15 protein-coding genes and 1 tRNA gene are annotated in these 13,842 nt (G+C 61.7%); 13 read left to right on the forward strand and 3 right to left on the reverse strand.

The annotated features are described in order from the left end of the window. The first annotated feature begins 15 nt into the window (after window positions 1-15). Genes gap through DVR09_RS08915 form a run of 3 tightly spaced genes read left to right on the forward strand, consistent with a single transcriptional unit; the run spans window position 16 to window position 2,687 of the window. A complete protein-coding gene (gene gap / locus DVR09_RS08905) occupies window positions 16-1,023 on the forward strand; it encodes a type I glyceraldehyde-3-phosphate dehydrogenase (protein WP_115416615.1) in 1,008 nt (335 codons plus the stop codon). Between the two features lie 12 nt (window positions 1,024-1,035). Beyond that, window positions 1,036-2,235 carry a phosphoglycerate kinase gene (locus tag DVR09_RS08910; RefSeq protein WP_115416616.1) on the forward strand — a complete coding sequence of 400 codons (1,200 nt, stop codon included), beginning with the start codon at window positions 1,036-1,038 and terminating at the stop codon, window positions 2,233-2,235. Beyond that, a complete protein-coding gene (locus DVR09_RS08915; protein WP_115416617.1) occupies window positions 2,232-2,687 on the forward strand; it encodes a PaaI family thioesterase in 456 nt (151 codons plus the stop codon). The genes DVR09_RS08910 and DVR09_RS08915 overlap by 4 nt, the downstream gene beginning before the upstream one ends. Before the next feature lie 31 nt (window positions 2,688-2,718). Here the strand turns inward: DVR09_RS08915 and DVR09_RS08920 are convergent, their stop codons facing one another. Beyond that, the gene (locus DVR09_RS08920; RefSeq protein WP_115416618.1) at window positions 2,719-3,477 is read right to left on the reverse strand and encodes a flavodoxin family protein; all 759 of its coding nucleotides are present in this window, start codon (window positions 3,475-3,477) and stop codon (window positions 2,719-2,721) included. A gap of 256 nt (window positions 3,478-3,733) precedes the next feature. Here DVR09_RS08920 and DVR09_RS08925 point away from each other — a divergent pair, with 256 nt between their 5' ends. Further along, the gene (locus DVR09_RS08925; RefSeq protein WP_115417873.1) at window positions 3,734-4,621 is read left to right on the forward strand and encodes a fructose bisphosphate aldolase; all 888 of its coding nucleotides are present in this window, start codon (window positions 3,734-3,736) and stop codon (window positions 4,619-4,621) included. Window positions 4,622-4,624: 3 nt separating this feature from the next. Here the strand turns inward: DVR09_RS08925 and DVR09_RS08930 are convergent, their stop codons facing one another. After that, window positions 4,625-5,014, reverse strand: a complete 390-nt coding sequence (locus tag DVR09_RS08930; protein ID WP_234041384.1) for a hypothetical protein — start codon at window positions 5,012-5,014, stop codon at window positions 4,625-4,627. Between the two features lie 81 nt (window positions 5,015-5,095). Between DVR09_RS08930 and thiE the strand changes: the two genes are divergently transcribed. The 3 genes from thiE to DVR09_RS08945 are packed head-to-tail and all read left to right on the forward strand — an operon-like array spanning window position 5,096 to window position 7,733. Then, entirely contained in the window at window positions 5,096-5,731 is a 636-nt protein-coding gene (gene thiE, locus DVR09_RS08935; protein WP_115416620.1) for a thiamine phosphate synthase, read from the forward strand. A 53-nt stretch (window positions 5,732-5,784) separates the two neighbouring features. Further along, window positions 5,785-7,020 carry a L,D-transpeptidase family protein gene (locus DVR09_RS08940; RefSeq protein WP_115416621.1) on the forward strand — a complete coding sequence of 412 codons (1,236 nt, stop codon included), beginning with the start codon at window positions 5,785-5,787 and terminating at the stop codon, window positions 7,018-7,020. A 17-nt stretch (window positions 7,021-7,037) separates the two neighbouring features. Then, window positions 7,038-7,733 carry a M23 family metallopeptidase gene (locus DVR09_RS08945; protein WP_115416622.1) on the forward strand — a complete coding sequence of 232 codons (696 nt, stop codon included), beginning with the start codon at window positions 7,038-7,040 and terminating at the stop codon, window positions 7,731-7,733. Here the strand turns inward: DVR09_RS08945 and DVR09_RS08950 are convergent, their stop codons facing one another. Then, a complete protein-coding gene (locus tag DVR09_RS08950; RefSeq protein ID WP_162814921.1) occupies window positions 7,734-8,102 on the reverse strand; it encodes an elongation factor P in 369 nt (122 codons plus the stop codon). It lies immediately after the preceding gene. A 142-nt stretch (window positions 8,103-8,244) separates the two neighbouring features. Between DVR09_RS08950 and efp the strand changes: the two genes are divergently transcribed. From efp to DVR09_RS08980, 6 genes are all read left to right on the forward strand, one after another. Continuing rightward, window positions 8,245-8,808, forward strand: coding sequence for an elongation factor P (efp, locus tag DVR09_RS08955; RefSeq protein ID WP_115416624.1), 564 nt, complete (start codon window positions 8,245-8,247; stop codon window positions 8,806-8,808). Between the two features lie 79 nt (window positions 8,809-8,887). Then, window positions 8,888-9,709, forward strand: coding sequence for an inositol monophosphatase family protein (locus DVR09_RS08960; protein ID WP_115416625.1), 822 nt, complete (start codon window positions 8,888-8,890; stop codon window positions 9,707-9,709). Window positions 9,710-9,796: 87 nt separating this feature from the next. After that, window positions 9,797-10,135 (forward strand): hypothetical protein, encoded by a 339-nt coding sequence (locus DVR09_RS08965; RefSeq protein ID WP_115416626.1) that lies wholly within the window; start codon window positions 9,797-9,799, stop codon window positions 10,133-10,135. A 67-nt stretch (window positions 10,136-10,202) separates the two neighbouring features. Continuing rightward, a tRNA-Leu gene (locus tag DVR09_RS08970) sits at window positions 10,203-10,287 on the forward strand. 84 nt (window positions 10,288-10,371) lie between these two features. Continuing rightward, the gene (locus tag DVR09_RS08975) at window positions 10,372-12,135 is read left to right on the forward strand and encodes an SLC13 family permease (RefSeq protein WP_306664110.1); all 1,764 of its coding nucleotides are present in this window, start codon (window positions 10,372-10,374) and stop codon (window positions 12,133-12,135) included. Beyond that, window positions 12,132-13,832, forward strand: coding sequence for a sulfatase-like hydrolase/transferase (locus DVR09_RS08980; protein ID WP_115416628.1), 1,701 nt, complete (start codon window positions 12,132-12,134; stop codon window positions 13,830-13,832). Before DVR09_RS08975 ends, DVR09_RS08980 begins: the two co-directional genes overlap by 4 nt. Window positions 13,833-13,842 lie beyond the last annotated feature (10 nt).

Here is a 13,842-nt window from a genome sequence, read left to right on the forward strand (position 1 = left end):
CAGGAGTTCTTATCAATGGCGACCAAGGTTGCAATCAATGGCTTCGGACGTATCGGCCGCCTCGTGGCGCGCGCCATTCTGGAACGTGACGATCATGATCTCGAGCTCGTTTCGATCAACGATCTGGCCGATACCAAGTCGAACGCCCTGCTGTTCCAGTACGACAGCACGCACGGCCGTTTCCCCGGCACGGTCGAAGTCGGCGACAATGCGATCATCGTGAATGGCAAGTCGATCGCGGTGACCAGCGAGCGCGATCCGGGCAACCTGCCGCATGGCAAAATGGGCGTCGATATTGTCCTCGAATGCACCGGCGTCTTCCAGAGCCACGAAGCGGCCGAACCGCATCTCAAAGCTGGCGCCAAGCGCGTGCTGATCTCCGCTCCGGCGAAAAATGTTTCGGCCACAATCGTATACGGTGTAAACCACGAAACGCTGACCGCCGAGGACGTGATCGTCTCCAACGCTAGCTGCACCACCAATTGTCTCTCGCCGGTTGCCAAGGTGCTGCACGACACCGTGGGTATCGAGCGCGGCTTCATGACCACCATTCACAGCTACACCAACGACCAGCGCATGCTCGACCAGATGCACGGCGACATGCGCCGTGCCCGCGGCGGTGCGCAGAACATGATCCCGACCACCACCGGCGCAGCCCGCGCGGTCGGCCTCGTGCTGCCCGAACTGGCCGGCAAGCTCGACGGCAGCTCGGTGCGCGTACCGACGCCCAACGTCAGCCTTGTCGATCTCGTCTTCACGCCCGGCCGCGATACCAGCGCCGAGGAACTGAACGCAGCCCTAAAGGCGGCTTCGGAAGGGGCAATGAAAGGCGTGCTCGACTATACCGACCAGCCGCTCGTCAGCAGCGATTTCAACCATCATCCGGCCAGTTCGACAGTCGACAGCCTGGAAACCAGCGTGATGGAAGGCAAGCTTGCCCGCGTCGTCAGCTGGTACGACAATGAATGGGGCTTCTCGAACCGCATGATCGACACCGCCGGCGTGATGGCGAAGTTCCTTTAAGGACGAGAAAAAATGAGCAGTTTCAGGACCCTGGACGACCTTGGCGATATTACCGGCAAGGTCGCATTGGTGCGCGTCGATCTCAACCTGCCGATGCAGGAAGGCCGCGCCTCCGATGTGACCCGGGCAGAGGCGGTCAAGCCGACCATCCTCGAGCTTGCCGACAAGGGTGCCAAGGTCCTGCTGCTCGCTCATTTCGGTCGTCCCAAGGGCCAGCGTCATTCGACCATGAGCACGAGCATGGTGCAAGGCGATGTGGAACGCGTGCTCGACCGCGAAATCATGTTCATCCCCGAGGTGATGGGGCCGGTTGTCGAACAGTCGATCGGTATCCTGCGCGATGGCGATATCGGCTTGCTCGACAATGTCCGTTTCTGGCCGGGCGAGGAGGCCAATGACCCGGAATTTGCCAAGGGCATTGCCGCTCACGGCGATTTCTACGTCAACGATGCCTTTTCCGCTGCGCACCGCGCGCATGCCTCGACCGAGGGATTGGCGCATCGCCTCCCGGCCTATGCCGGCCGTGCGATGGAAGCCGAGCTGAAGGCGCTCGACGCCGCGCTTGGCAACCCCGAAGCGCCGGTGGCTGCTATCGTCGGCGGAGCCAAGGTCTCGACCAAGCTCGACGTGCTCCACAACCTGGTCGGCAAGGTCGAGCATCTCGTTATCGGCGGGGGCATGGCCAATACCTTCCTCGCCGCGAAGGGCGTCGATGTCGGCAAATCGCTGTGCGAGCATGACCTTGCCGACACGGCCAACCGGATCATGGATGAAGCGGATCATGCCGGTTGCACCGTCCACCTGCCGTATGACGTGGTGGTGGCGAAAGAGTTTTCTGCCAACCCGCCATCTCTGCGGACATCCAACGTTCATGAGGTCGCCAAGGACGAAATGATCCTAGATATCGGTCCGTTGGCGGTGGAAGCCTTGGGCGATGTCCTCAAAACCTGTCGTACGCTGGTATGGAACGGTCCGCTGGGTGCATTCGAAACCGAACCTTTCGATGCGGCCACGGTCTCCCTAGCCAAAACGGCGGCTGCTCTGACGCAGGATGGTTCGCTGATTTCCGTAGCTGGTGGTGGCGATACCGTCGCCGCGCTCGCGCATGCCGGGGTCAAAGATGACTTCACCTTCGTATCTACTGCGGGCGGCGCGTTCCTGGAATGGATGGAAGGCAAGGATCTGCCCGGCGTTGCGGCGCTGACCGCATGAGCGAGAACGAAGCGGTAGGATCGAGCGGTGGTCTCGTGCCTGTCACCGAAGGGGACTGGGCAGGATGGTCGGTATGGCAGGGCGACGCCTTCGAGCAGCGCGCGGGGCCGTTTTACGAGCGCCGCGAGGACGATGGCTCGATGGTTGCGGCCTTCCGCGCCGAAGAACGCCATATGAATGGCGCAGGCTTCATGCACGGTGGCTGCATGATGACCTTTGCCGATAGCGCTATCTTCACGATCGCGACCGATGCTCTTGCCGGTTCGCACGGCGTGACCATGCATCTGGCAGGCGACTTCCTCGATCCGGCGCGCGTCGGCCAGTTGATCGAGGCGCGCGGAGAGGTTGTGCGCGCGGGCGGCAAGACGATCTATGTCGTCGGCATGATCCGGGCCGATGGTGCCCCGGTGCTCAGTTTCAACGGGATCATCCGAAAGATCACCAGGCGATAGGCTCGCATGCTTTTTTGGTGAGATTCGCTTGCTAGCGATATTCGGGATTGGGCGCGTCGAAGCGTCGTCCCTTGTTCCACAGATCGACCGAATTGCCATGCGCTGGGATGCCGCCCGCGTCCTTGAGCATCCGCGCCATGTGCATCAGGTTCCAGGTCATGAAGGTCGTGTTGCGGCGGGTGAAATCATTGTCGAAACCGACATAGCCCGACCCATCTTCCTTCGCGTCGCCATAGCTCGGCCCGGGGCCTGCTTCGCCGATCCAGCCGGCATCGGCCTGGGGAGGAATGGTGTAGCCGACATGCTGCAGGGAATAGAGCACGCCCATGCCGACATGCTTTATTCCGTCTTCATTACCGGTAACGATACAGCCACCGACCTTTCCGTAGAAGATATATTGGCCGCGATCGTTGGTGTCGCCCGAATGGCCGTAGAGCCGTTCGATCAGGCGCTGGCAGACCGAACTTTTCTCGCCCAGCCAGATCGGTGTTCCGACGACAAGGATGTCGGCTGCACGCACTTTTTCCCAGATTGTCGGCCAGTCGTCGCGCTCGGCGCCGTGCTCGGTCATATCGGGATACACGCCCGGGGCGATATCGTGGTCGACAAGCCGCACGCTTTTTAACGCGACATCGTTCCTCACCAAAATTGCCTCCACAACGCCGAGCAGCTTGTCGGTGTGCGAACCTTGCGGCGTCGGCTTCAACGTACAGTTTATCGTCAAGGCCTTTAGGTCTGAAAAATCGGACGCGCTTTCGTCGCAGAGCTTTTGCTGGATGTCGTCGAGCATGCAATCTCCCCATGTCCGTCGAGAATACGTTTGAGGACCGAGATAGTTACAGTTGCCGGTGCTCGCGGTGGCGGGGCCGCTCGCATTGACCGGGCACTGGTCCGGATGTCGCAGTACACTCGGTTCCTGCAACGTCTCCGCGATAGCTGACCATGGCTCGCCAATAAGTCACGCACCGCTGTTGCAGGCGCGAAATCGCTTTTGTATGGCGCGCGCGTACGAATGCACGATCAGTACCAGACGCGGGGTTTTCCAGATGACTTTTGATGAGATGAAGGCGCGTATCGCCGAAGGCCAGGGCTTCATTGCAGCACTCGATCAGTCGGGCGGTTCGACCCCCAAGGCACTCAAGGGGTATGGAGTCGATGATACGGCATGGAGCACGGAGGACGAAATGTTCGGCCTGATCCATGAAATGCGCCAGCGCATTATCGAAGCGCCCAGCTTCGGCAATGGCAAGGTGATCGGCGCCATTCTGTTTGAAAAGACCATGGAAGGGGTGAGTGGCGGTAAGCCGGTTCCGGCGCGCCTCAAGGAGCGCGGAATCGTACCGTTTCTCAAGGTCGACAAGGGGCTCGAAGACGAACGCGACGGTGCACAGCTGATGAAGCCCAATCCGGGCCTCGAAGCTATGTGCCATCGCGCCAAGGAACTCGGCGTTTTCGGCACCAAGATGCGTAGCGTCATCAAGTCGGCCAATCCGGTCGGAATCAAGGAAGCCGTCCACCAGCAGTTCGCCGAAGGCGCGCGTATCCTCAGCTCCGGTCTGGTGCCGATGCTGGAGCCCGAATACGACATCACCGCTGACGATCGTGCCGAAGGCGAAAAAATCCTGCTCGACGCGATCGAGGAAGGGCTCGATGCGCTGCCCGAAGGCCAGCAGGTCATGCTCAAACTATCGATCCCCAAGGAAGCTGGCCTCTATTCCGGGCTTACCAAGCACCCCAAGGTGCTTCGCGTTGTCGCTCTGTCGGGTGGGTATTCGACTGACGAAGCCTGCCGTGAGCTGGCAAAGAACCCCGGTATGATCGCCAGCTTCAGCCGCGGTCTGCTGCAGGACCTGCGCGCCACGCAGAGCGATGAGGAGTTCGACCGGACCCTCTCGGGCGCGATCGACCAGATCCACGCGGCCAGCGTCGCCTGAAGCTCAGCGTCTCTCGAAAATAAAGCGATAATCGCCGGGAGCGATCTGGCCGTCAGTGGTCTGCTCCGGCGTAGCGGACACCAGCACGTAGGTCCGCCCCATCACCTCATAGGGTTCGCCCAGGGTGAGCGGGGCGGTCTGCGTCCAGTGCGTGGCCGCAATGCGTGTCGAGACGGTGAGCTTGCCCGCCCAGACGCAGCGTGCGTTGACCGGGCAGCGGCTGTCTTCCTTCACCGCCAAGGGTGTCAGGATCGCATCGCCCGCCCAGACCGGCTGCGCTGTCGCAACCGCCGTACCCTGCGCTGCGGCCTCGCTGCCGGACATCGGCGTATCGGGAATGATGGCACAGGCGGTGAGGGGGATAAGCAGCGCGGCGGCAAATAGCGTTTTCATGCCTGCCATTAGAAGTGCCACACGCTTTCGCAGGTCTGAATGCGTGACGAAATGCGATCGGCGTTCTAGAGAGCGCCTCCGATGACTGATACCATGCCCTCGACCCAGCTCTATCTCATCTCGCCGCTCGATGTATCGGGCGATTTCCCAGCGCGGCTTGAACGCGCGCTCGATGCCGGACCCGGTCTCGTTACCGCCTTCCAATTCCGGGTAAAAGGTATCGACCAGCACGAGGCCGCAACGCTCGCCGAACCGTTGCAGGCTATTTGCGCGGCGCGCGACGTCGCCTTCATCGTCAACGATGACATTGCGCTTGCAAAGCGTCTCAGGGCGGACGGCGTCCATCTGGGTCAGGGCGACGGCGATCCCAGGGACGCGCGCGAGCAGCTTGGCCGCGAAGCACAGATCGGGGTGACCTGTCACGCATCGCGCCATCTCGCGCTCGAAGCCGGCGAGGCGGGAGCAGACTACGTCGCTTTCGGCGCGTTCTTCCCCAGCACGACGAAGGACACCGAGCATCGCGCCGAACTCGCACTGTTGGAATGGTGGAGCGAAATGGTCGAACTGCCCTCGGTCGCGATCGGTGGCATCACGCCTGACAATTGCAGGCCGCTGATAGAGGCAGGGGCGGACTTCCTCGCCGTGTCGGGTGCGGTGTGGAACGGCGACGAAGTTGCCGCAATAAAAGCTTTCGCGGAGCAAATCGCCCCTGCGTGAGTTTGGTGACCTGAAGGGGCGTAGCTGCGTCCCCCGTTTCAGGAAGGGTCCCCATGCGTATATTCGTTCTCGCCGCCGTTTCCTCGTTGGCCCTCGCCGCGTGTGGCATGCAGGGCCAGGACAATAAGCAAGAAGGCGATCCGGTCGCCAACAGCGATAGCGGCAGGGATTATGGCTACGAGACCTATGGCGACGACAACCTCGCCGATACCATGGCCTCAAACGACGATCGCTACCGGAACGAGATCGGCGCGGATGCCGGAGGCGAGCAGGCGCAGCCGTCCGAATTGCCCGATGCCGAAGAGCGCCCAATCATGCAGGCACAGGTTGTGCTCGACCGCGTTGGTTTCGGTCCCGGCGTGATCGACGGCAAGATGGGAATGAGTACGGAAAACGCCCTTCGGGGCTTCCAGGAAGCGAACGATCTCGAGATTACCGGCAAGCTCGACGAAGCGACCAAGAGCGCACTTGCCGATTGGGAGCGGATACCGGCGACCCGCGTGGTCACGATCCCCGCAAGCTGGGGCGAGGAACGCTATATCGATATGCCGGAAGACGTTGCCGAGAAAGCGAAGCTCGAACGCCTCGGCTACGCGTCGCTTGACGAGCGCCTTGCCGAGCGATTCCATACCACGGTGGAAGTGCTCAAACAGCTTAATCCGAACGGCCAGCCAGCTACAGCGGCGGATATCAAGGGGCCGAACCCACAGCCTACACCCACGCCCGACATCGCGCGTCCGGACGGACAAGAGCCGAGTTATTTCCAAGCGGGCCAACAGATCCGCGTTCCCAATATCGGCGGCGACCGCATTGCGCCGGGATCGATCGAGGACGGCAACTGGCAGCGCACGCTCGCCTCGCTGGGTGTCGGAACCGAACAGCCAGAGGTGGATCGCATCGTCGTGAGCAAGGCGGGCAAGACATTGAAGGCCTATCGGGGTGACGAGCTGGTTGCGCTGTTCACGGTGAGTTCGGGCTCGAGCGAATTCCCGCTCCCGATCGGAGAATGGGATATCCTCGGCGAGGCTTACAATCCGCCCTATAGCTACGATCCCGAAGTGCTCGGCGAAGGCGAGGGAGAGACTTACACTTTGGCTCCAGGACCCAATTCGCCTGTCGGCGTGGTGTGGATCGACCTCAGCAAGGAGCATTACGGTATCCACGGGACGCCCGACCCCGAAACGATCGGTCGGGCTCAGTCGAGCGGTTGTGTGCGCCTGACGAATTGGGATGCGGCGCGGCTTGCCGGGATGGTATCGCAATCGACGCAGGTGATTTTCGAACCATAAGGCGCTAGGGTTCGAACATGGCCTTGATCGATCGCATTCTCACCATCATCGTTACCGCCACGATTACCAGCGCGGTCTGGATCGTCGCTGGGGGCAGCCTCATCGAGAATGCGTCCAGTGTGAGCCAGCGCGAGCGGACACGTCCGGCAGAGGCCGCGCCGAGTCCGAACGCGGCGACCGCCGATCGAGGGGCAGAGCCTGATACAGAGGGGAGCGATACCCCTGCTGGCACAGCGCTCGATTCATCGGTTACTTCCGTGCCCGATGCGCGTAGCGGTCGCGAATTGGTCGTTCCCGTGCTCAACGTCCGCCCAAGCGAGCTAACAGATACATTCAGCGATTCGCGCGCGGACGGATCGCGCCTGCATGAGGCGATCGACATTATGGCGCCCAAAGGCACCAGCGTCGTGGCAGCGGGTCCGGGAGAAATCGAAAAGCTGTTTGAAAGCGATGCGGGTGGATTGACGATCTATGTTCGCTCGCCCGACCGCCGCACGATCCACTATTACGCCCATCTCGACGAATATGCGCCGGGTCTCAAGGAAGGGCAGCGGGTACGGCGCGGCCAACGTCTCGGTACGGTCGGCAGCTCGGGAAATGCCTCCGAGGATGCGCCGCACCTGCATTTCGCAATTCTGCAGACGACCGAAGAAGCGGCATGGTGGGAGCCCGCCAACGCGGTGAATCCCTACCCATTGCTGACCAGCCGCTGATCAGCTCTTGAGCGGCCCGGCGCGATGGCAGCGCAGGCGGCCCAGCTTTCCATCGCGTCCGACCTCTTGCAACAGACGCGATCCCAGCCGCATGAAGCGCGCGCCGCGCATGGGACCACGGGTAAAGAGCACTCGCTTGCCCTCCATGAGATAGGTCCCGCTGCCCTTGGCGGTGCGGTAGCTCGACCCGCCGGTGATCGCGAAATCGCGGCCTTCCTGTTCGATCCACGCGGCACCGGTCGCATCGCCGGGTAGAGCGCAGACATACTCCCCCTGTTCGAGCAGCGAGAGACGACCCTGCGCGAATGCAGGGGTCCAGGCAAGGCATGCCATCGCGGCGAAAACGGCTGTGTTTATGGCGTGTTTCATATGGTCCGTACACATAAGTAAATAGCGAATGCATCGCTGCTTTTCCACTCGCTTGCCCGAAAGGCGCGGCTCGGCTAAGGCGCGCCCACATATCCGCCGTTGGGCGGGTGCGCTCTTTTTACAAGTCGAAGGTAGCTTCCCCATGAAGATCAGCGGCGTGGACATCCGTCCGGGCAACATCATAGAGTACGAAGGCGGCATCTGGAAGGTTGCCAAGATCCAGCATACGCAGCCCGGCAAGGGCGGCGCCTATATGCAGGTCGAGATGAAGAACCTGCAGGACGGCCGCAAGACCAATGTCCGCTTCCGCAGCGCCGATACGGTGGAAAAGGTGCGTCTCGATACGGCGGACTACCAGTTCCTTTACGAGGACGGCGACATGCTGGTCTTCATGGACCAGAACACCTACGAACAGATCAACCTGCCGAGCGACCTGCTCGGCGATGCGCGCCCGTTTTTGCAGGATGGCATGCAGGTAAAGCTCGAACTGTGGGAAGAAAAGCCCATCTCGGTCGAACTGCCGCAGCAGATCGAAGCCGAAATCGTCGAGGCCGATGCGGTGGTGAAGGGGCAAACCGCCTCATCCAGCTACAAGCCTGCCGTGCTCGATAATGGCGTTCGCATCATGGTTCCGCCGCATATCGAAAGCGGTACCCGGATCATCGTCGACGTGTACGAGCAGAGCTACGTCGGCAAGGCCAACTGATTGCGCGTGGCCGGCGATCGGGTCACCGTCCACTTTCCGGCGCGCATGATTCGCGCCCTGACCGAGTAAGAGAGTTTCAATGGCCGTTCTATCGGGTGTCATCCGCGTAATGGAGAAAGCCGCGCGCAAGGCGGGTGGCCGCCTGCGCCGCGACTTCGGCGAGGTCGAGCATCTCCAGGTCAGCCGCAAAGGACCGGCCGACTTCGTTTCCAAAGCCGATCAGATCGCCGAACGCACGATCTATGACGAGCTTCTCTCTGCGCGCCCCGATTGGGGTTTCGTGATGGAAGAGGCCGGTATTATCGAAGGCGATGAAAGCAAGCCGCGCTGGATCGTCGATCCGCTCGACGGGACCAGCAATTTTCTCCACGGTATTCCGCATTTCGCGATCAGCATCGCCGTTCAGGAGCCCAAGCTCGGGGGAGGTGGCTGGGACGATGTCACAGCCGGAGTGATCTACAACCCGATTACCGACGAGACCTTCTGGGCCGAGAAAAGTCGTGGAGCATGGTTGCACGATGGCCGTCTGCGTGTCTCGGCCCGCCGAAATCTCCCTGAAGCACTGATTGCCACAGGTATCCCGTTCCAGGGCCACGGCGATTTTGGCGAATGGACCAGGATCTTCGGGGCTATCGGTCCGCAGGTGGCGGGCGTCCGCCGCTTCGGTGCAGCCTCACTTGATCTCGCCTGGCTCGCAGCGGGTCGATTTGACGGTTTCTGGGAAAGCGGCCTCAACGATTGGGATACGGCTGCCGGCTGTCTCATCGTGCGCGAAGCGGGCGGATTCGTTTCGGATTTCCGTGGGCGTTCGCAGCCGATACATTCCGCTCAGGTGCTGGCGGGAAATGATGCGCTGCATTCGAAGCTCCACAAGCTGCTTGTCGGTGCCCTCAAGGCGTAGCAGCCAGCGCGTTCCGGCAAAGGGATCGGGAACCGACCCGAACGTTCATACGTCTTTTCTCCATACGCAGGAATGGAGAGGTCGCCCATGTCCAGGAAACTGGCAATCGCATCTGTATGTGTCGCTTGCGCGGTTCCGGCCGTGGGGGCCGAAGGGCAGGGCAAGGCCGAGCGATCGATAGGTTCGTTGCCGCACGAATTCGATCTCGCACGCACGCTCATCAAGGATGGCCGGATGGTCACCGACCGGCAGCACCCGATCTCCTCAACGCTGCACGAGCCCGAACCGGCGGAGCCCGATTTCAAACCGCCCTCGCTCGCAGTTCAACTCGCCAAAGACGGCCCTATACTGGCCATGGGCGCCATGGGCGCCAAATTCAAAGATGCGCCGCGGCTTGCGCATATTGCGATCGGCATGGATTTTTAAGGGACAATGCAACGCGCCGCTTGAACCGCGCGGTGCCACGAGCTATCCGCCGCGCTCCCGACCCAGTGCCCCTGTGGCGGAATTGGTAGACGCGCTCGACTCAAAATCGAGTTTCTTACGAAGTGCCGGTTCGAGTCCGGCCAGGGGTACCAAACTAAATCCTTGCACATCGGTGAATAAACTGGGATTTTTGACACCGGATGATCGGGCCTCCTTCATACCACGCGATTGCAGCGATGATCATCACCATCGCCATGTTCGTCGCCTTTGCGCGCGGGCGCATGTCGGTGGAGATCATCTCGCTGCTGACCATCGCTGTGATTGCGGTCGGCCTCTATTTCTTCCCTCTGCCCGACACCCAGCCAACCGACGGCCTTAGTCTCGCCTTTTCGGGTTTCGGCCATTACGCGCTGATTACCATCTGCGCGCTGATGATCATGGGGCGGGGATTGGTGGTGACCGGCGCGCTGGAACCTGCAGCGCGATTTCTCGAACGGCTCTTCAAGATCAATCTTCAGCTCGGGCTGCTGTTTTCCCTTCTGGTGACCTTCTTTCTGTCTATGATCGTGAACAACACGCCCGTATTGGTGCTGTTGATCCCGATCTTCGTACAACTGGCTCTTCGTGGGCTGTTACCGGCATCCAAGGCGCTCATCCCGATCAACGCGGCATCGCTGATGGGCGGTCTTGCCACGACCATCGGCACTTCCACCAATATTCTCGTCGTTTCGATCGCGGTGGATCTCGGAATGCCCGAAATGGACGTATTCCATTTCACGCCGATCGTCCTGTTTGCCTCTCTTGTCGCGCTCCCCTTTGTCTGGATCGTGATGCCCCGCATGCTGGGGGACAACCGGGTCGAAACCGTGCATGCACAGCGTCTGTTCGAAACCCGGCTGAGAGTCACCGAGAATTCGATGCTCAACGGACGTGAACTATCCGAGCTCGAAACTCGTCTTCCCACGGGTATCGAATTCCACGACGTTCCGCCCGGTCTGCTAAGACCTCAGCATCGCTTGCGCATGACCGGGACGCACGAGGCTATCGAAGAGGCGATGGCGACGCTGCGCGGCGACGCCGCCCCCAGTTGGGTGCTCGACCGCATCCGGCGCCGGTCGAGCGAGACGCGCACCGATATCGCGGTCGGCGAAATGATCGTGACCGCCGATTCGCGCCTTATAGGCCGGACCTTGCCGAGCTCGGGGATCGCCGATCTCTACGGTGTCGCAATCATCGGGACCCATCGGCCCGAACGACTCGTCGGCGAAAAGGAGAAGTTCTCCGAGGGTGGCGATCACCGCTTTGCAGAAGGTGATGTGCTCCTCGTCATGGGCCTGCCCGACGACATGCAGCATTTTGCCCGGGCTGACAGCCTGCTGCAGCTCGAGGGCATGCGGGAGCTGCCCCGCCGTTCGAAGGCGACCCTGGCTGCCGCGATCATGGGTGGATCGATCGCATTCGCCTCTTTCGGTCTGGTCCCGATCGCAATTGCCTCGCTGGCCGGTGCGATACTCATGTTCGTTACGGGGTGCGTGAAGTTCGATCGTGTGGGGCGGGGCCTTTCCGGCAGCGTGATCGTGCTTGTGGCCGCCAGCATTGCACTGGGCCGGATCATCTTGGACAGCGGCGCGGCCGACTGGATCGGAACCGTGCTTGCCGCGGGGCTCGACTATCTGTCCCCCGCCGCCGCGCTTGCAGCGATCATGCTCGCTATGACTTTCCTGACCAACTTTGCGTCCAATGCCACGGCAGCAACCGTCGGTACGCCCATCGCCTTTGCAATCGCGACCAAGCTGGGCCTTCCGCCAGAACCGCTTGTCCTAGCCGTGCTGTTCGGCAGCAACCTCTGCTACGCGACACCCATCGCCTACCAGACCAACATGCTCATCATGGCCGAGGGGTCTTACGAGTTTAAGGACTACGTTCGTACCGGGGTGCCGCTGGTCCTTATCATGGTTACGGCGCTTTCGCTGGGCCTCGTCGTGACCTACGGATTGTGAACAAGGGCGGTGCGTGGCTGTCGGTAGCTGCGAAGCCGCTGGCGCTGCTTACCTACATCCTGTCGCTAACTCCCGGAGTCCTGGACCGGATTGCCGATATCGGGGGGATGGGCGGCAAGATCGCCTTTGTCGGCATGTTCGCGCTTGCAATCATCGGGATCGTGGGCGCCGCGTGGACACGCCCGGCATGGCTGCGTTGGGCGCTCGCAATCCTGTTCGCCGTCGGCTCTTGGTTCATGGAGAGCTACGAGAGCTCCTCGCTCGATTTCATGACCTATGCGGTCTACATCGACCTCGTAAACGCGACCGGTTTTGCAGGCGATGCCATCGAGCAGAACAGCCGGGCGCTAACCGCGGCAATCCCGCGCGCGCTGCTCCTCTTGCTGGCTATCGGTCTAAAGCCAACGGGCGCTTTTCAAATGCACGGCCGCCTCGGCCCAATCGTTCCCCTCGTGCCACTCGCAATAGTAGCCCTTTTCACCGGCTTTGCGTTTCTGCGAGGCGGTGACGGGCTGAAGGGCGTTCCGGGCAGCTATCCCGCGCTGACCTACACGCTGCTTGCCGGATACGAACGGTTGACGGGCGACCTGGGCCCGCAGGAAGCGGTGGCAATCGCGCAGGCCGCTAAGCCGCTCTACCGCAATATCGTGTTGCTCATCGACGAGAGCGTCACGGCGCACTACCTCGATATCAATTCACCTGCGGGCGTGTCCTCGGGCCTGGCCGCCCCGGGTGAAGGCATCACCCTCGCCAATTTCGGCATTGCGGCGGCCATCACCAATTGCAGCACCGGTTCGAACATCGCCTTGCGCTACGCGGGAACGCGCGACACCTACCGCCGCGACATCGGGGTAGGGCCGTCGCTCTGGGCCTATGCCAAGGACGCGGGATTGGAGACGGTCTATCTCGACGCACAACGCACCGGCGGTGCCATGCAGAACGGCATGGATGCGGACGAGCTGGCCGAGATCGACCGCTTCATCCAATTCGACGATGTCCCCGTGGTCGAGCGCGATATGGCGCTGGGCGAGACGCTCGCCGAACTCCTCTCGGACGACCGCTCCAGCTTCATAATCGCCAACAAGGTCGGCGCCCATTTCCCGGTGCATGACAAGTACCCGGCAGATCGCGCGCTCTACCTCCCAAACCTCGCGCAAGGGGGCTACGCGGACATCGTCGACACGGGTTCGCGGGCGGGCTTCGGAGGCAGCGAGTTGGAGTGGAAGCGCTATCGCAATTCCTATCGCAACACGCTGGCCTGGAACACGGGCGAGTTCTTCGCGCGCTTTCTGCGAGACGCCGACCTGAGCCGGGCGCTGGTCATCTACACTTCCGATCACGGCCAGGATTTGCACGAGGACCGACACGCAGGGACTACCACGCACTGCTCGTCCTCGCCGCGCTCGGAGGAAGGGGCGGTTCCGCTGGTTGCGATGCAGGGCGAGGGCGGGGCACTGGACTTCGCAACCAACGGTCCCGCCAGCCACTACATGATTGCACCGACCCTGCTTGCCGCGATGGGATACGAGCGTGCGGCAGTGCGGGCACGCTATGGCGGAGCGCTCGACGAACCCTCGACCGATCCGGGAACGTTCAACACGCTGTTCAACGCCCGTCTCAACCGCGAACCGCAGTGGCAGAAGGTGGACGAGGCCGGTTTCGTGGCGGTCCCCGATGATGGTCCCGCGAAGGAATAGGCCCGCCCTT

It is taken from the genome of Erythrobacter aureus (assembly GCF_003355455.1).
Taxonomy (GTDB): Bacteria; Pseudomonadota; Alphaproteobacteria; order Sphingomonadales; family Sphingomonadaceae; genus Qipengyuania; species Qipengyuania aurea.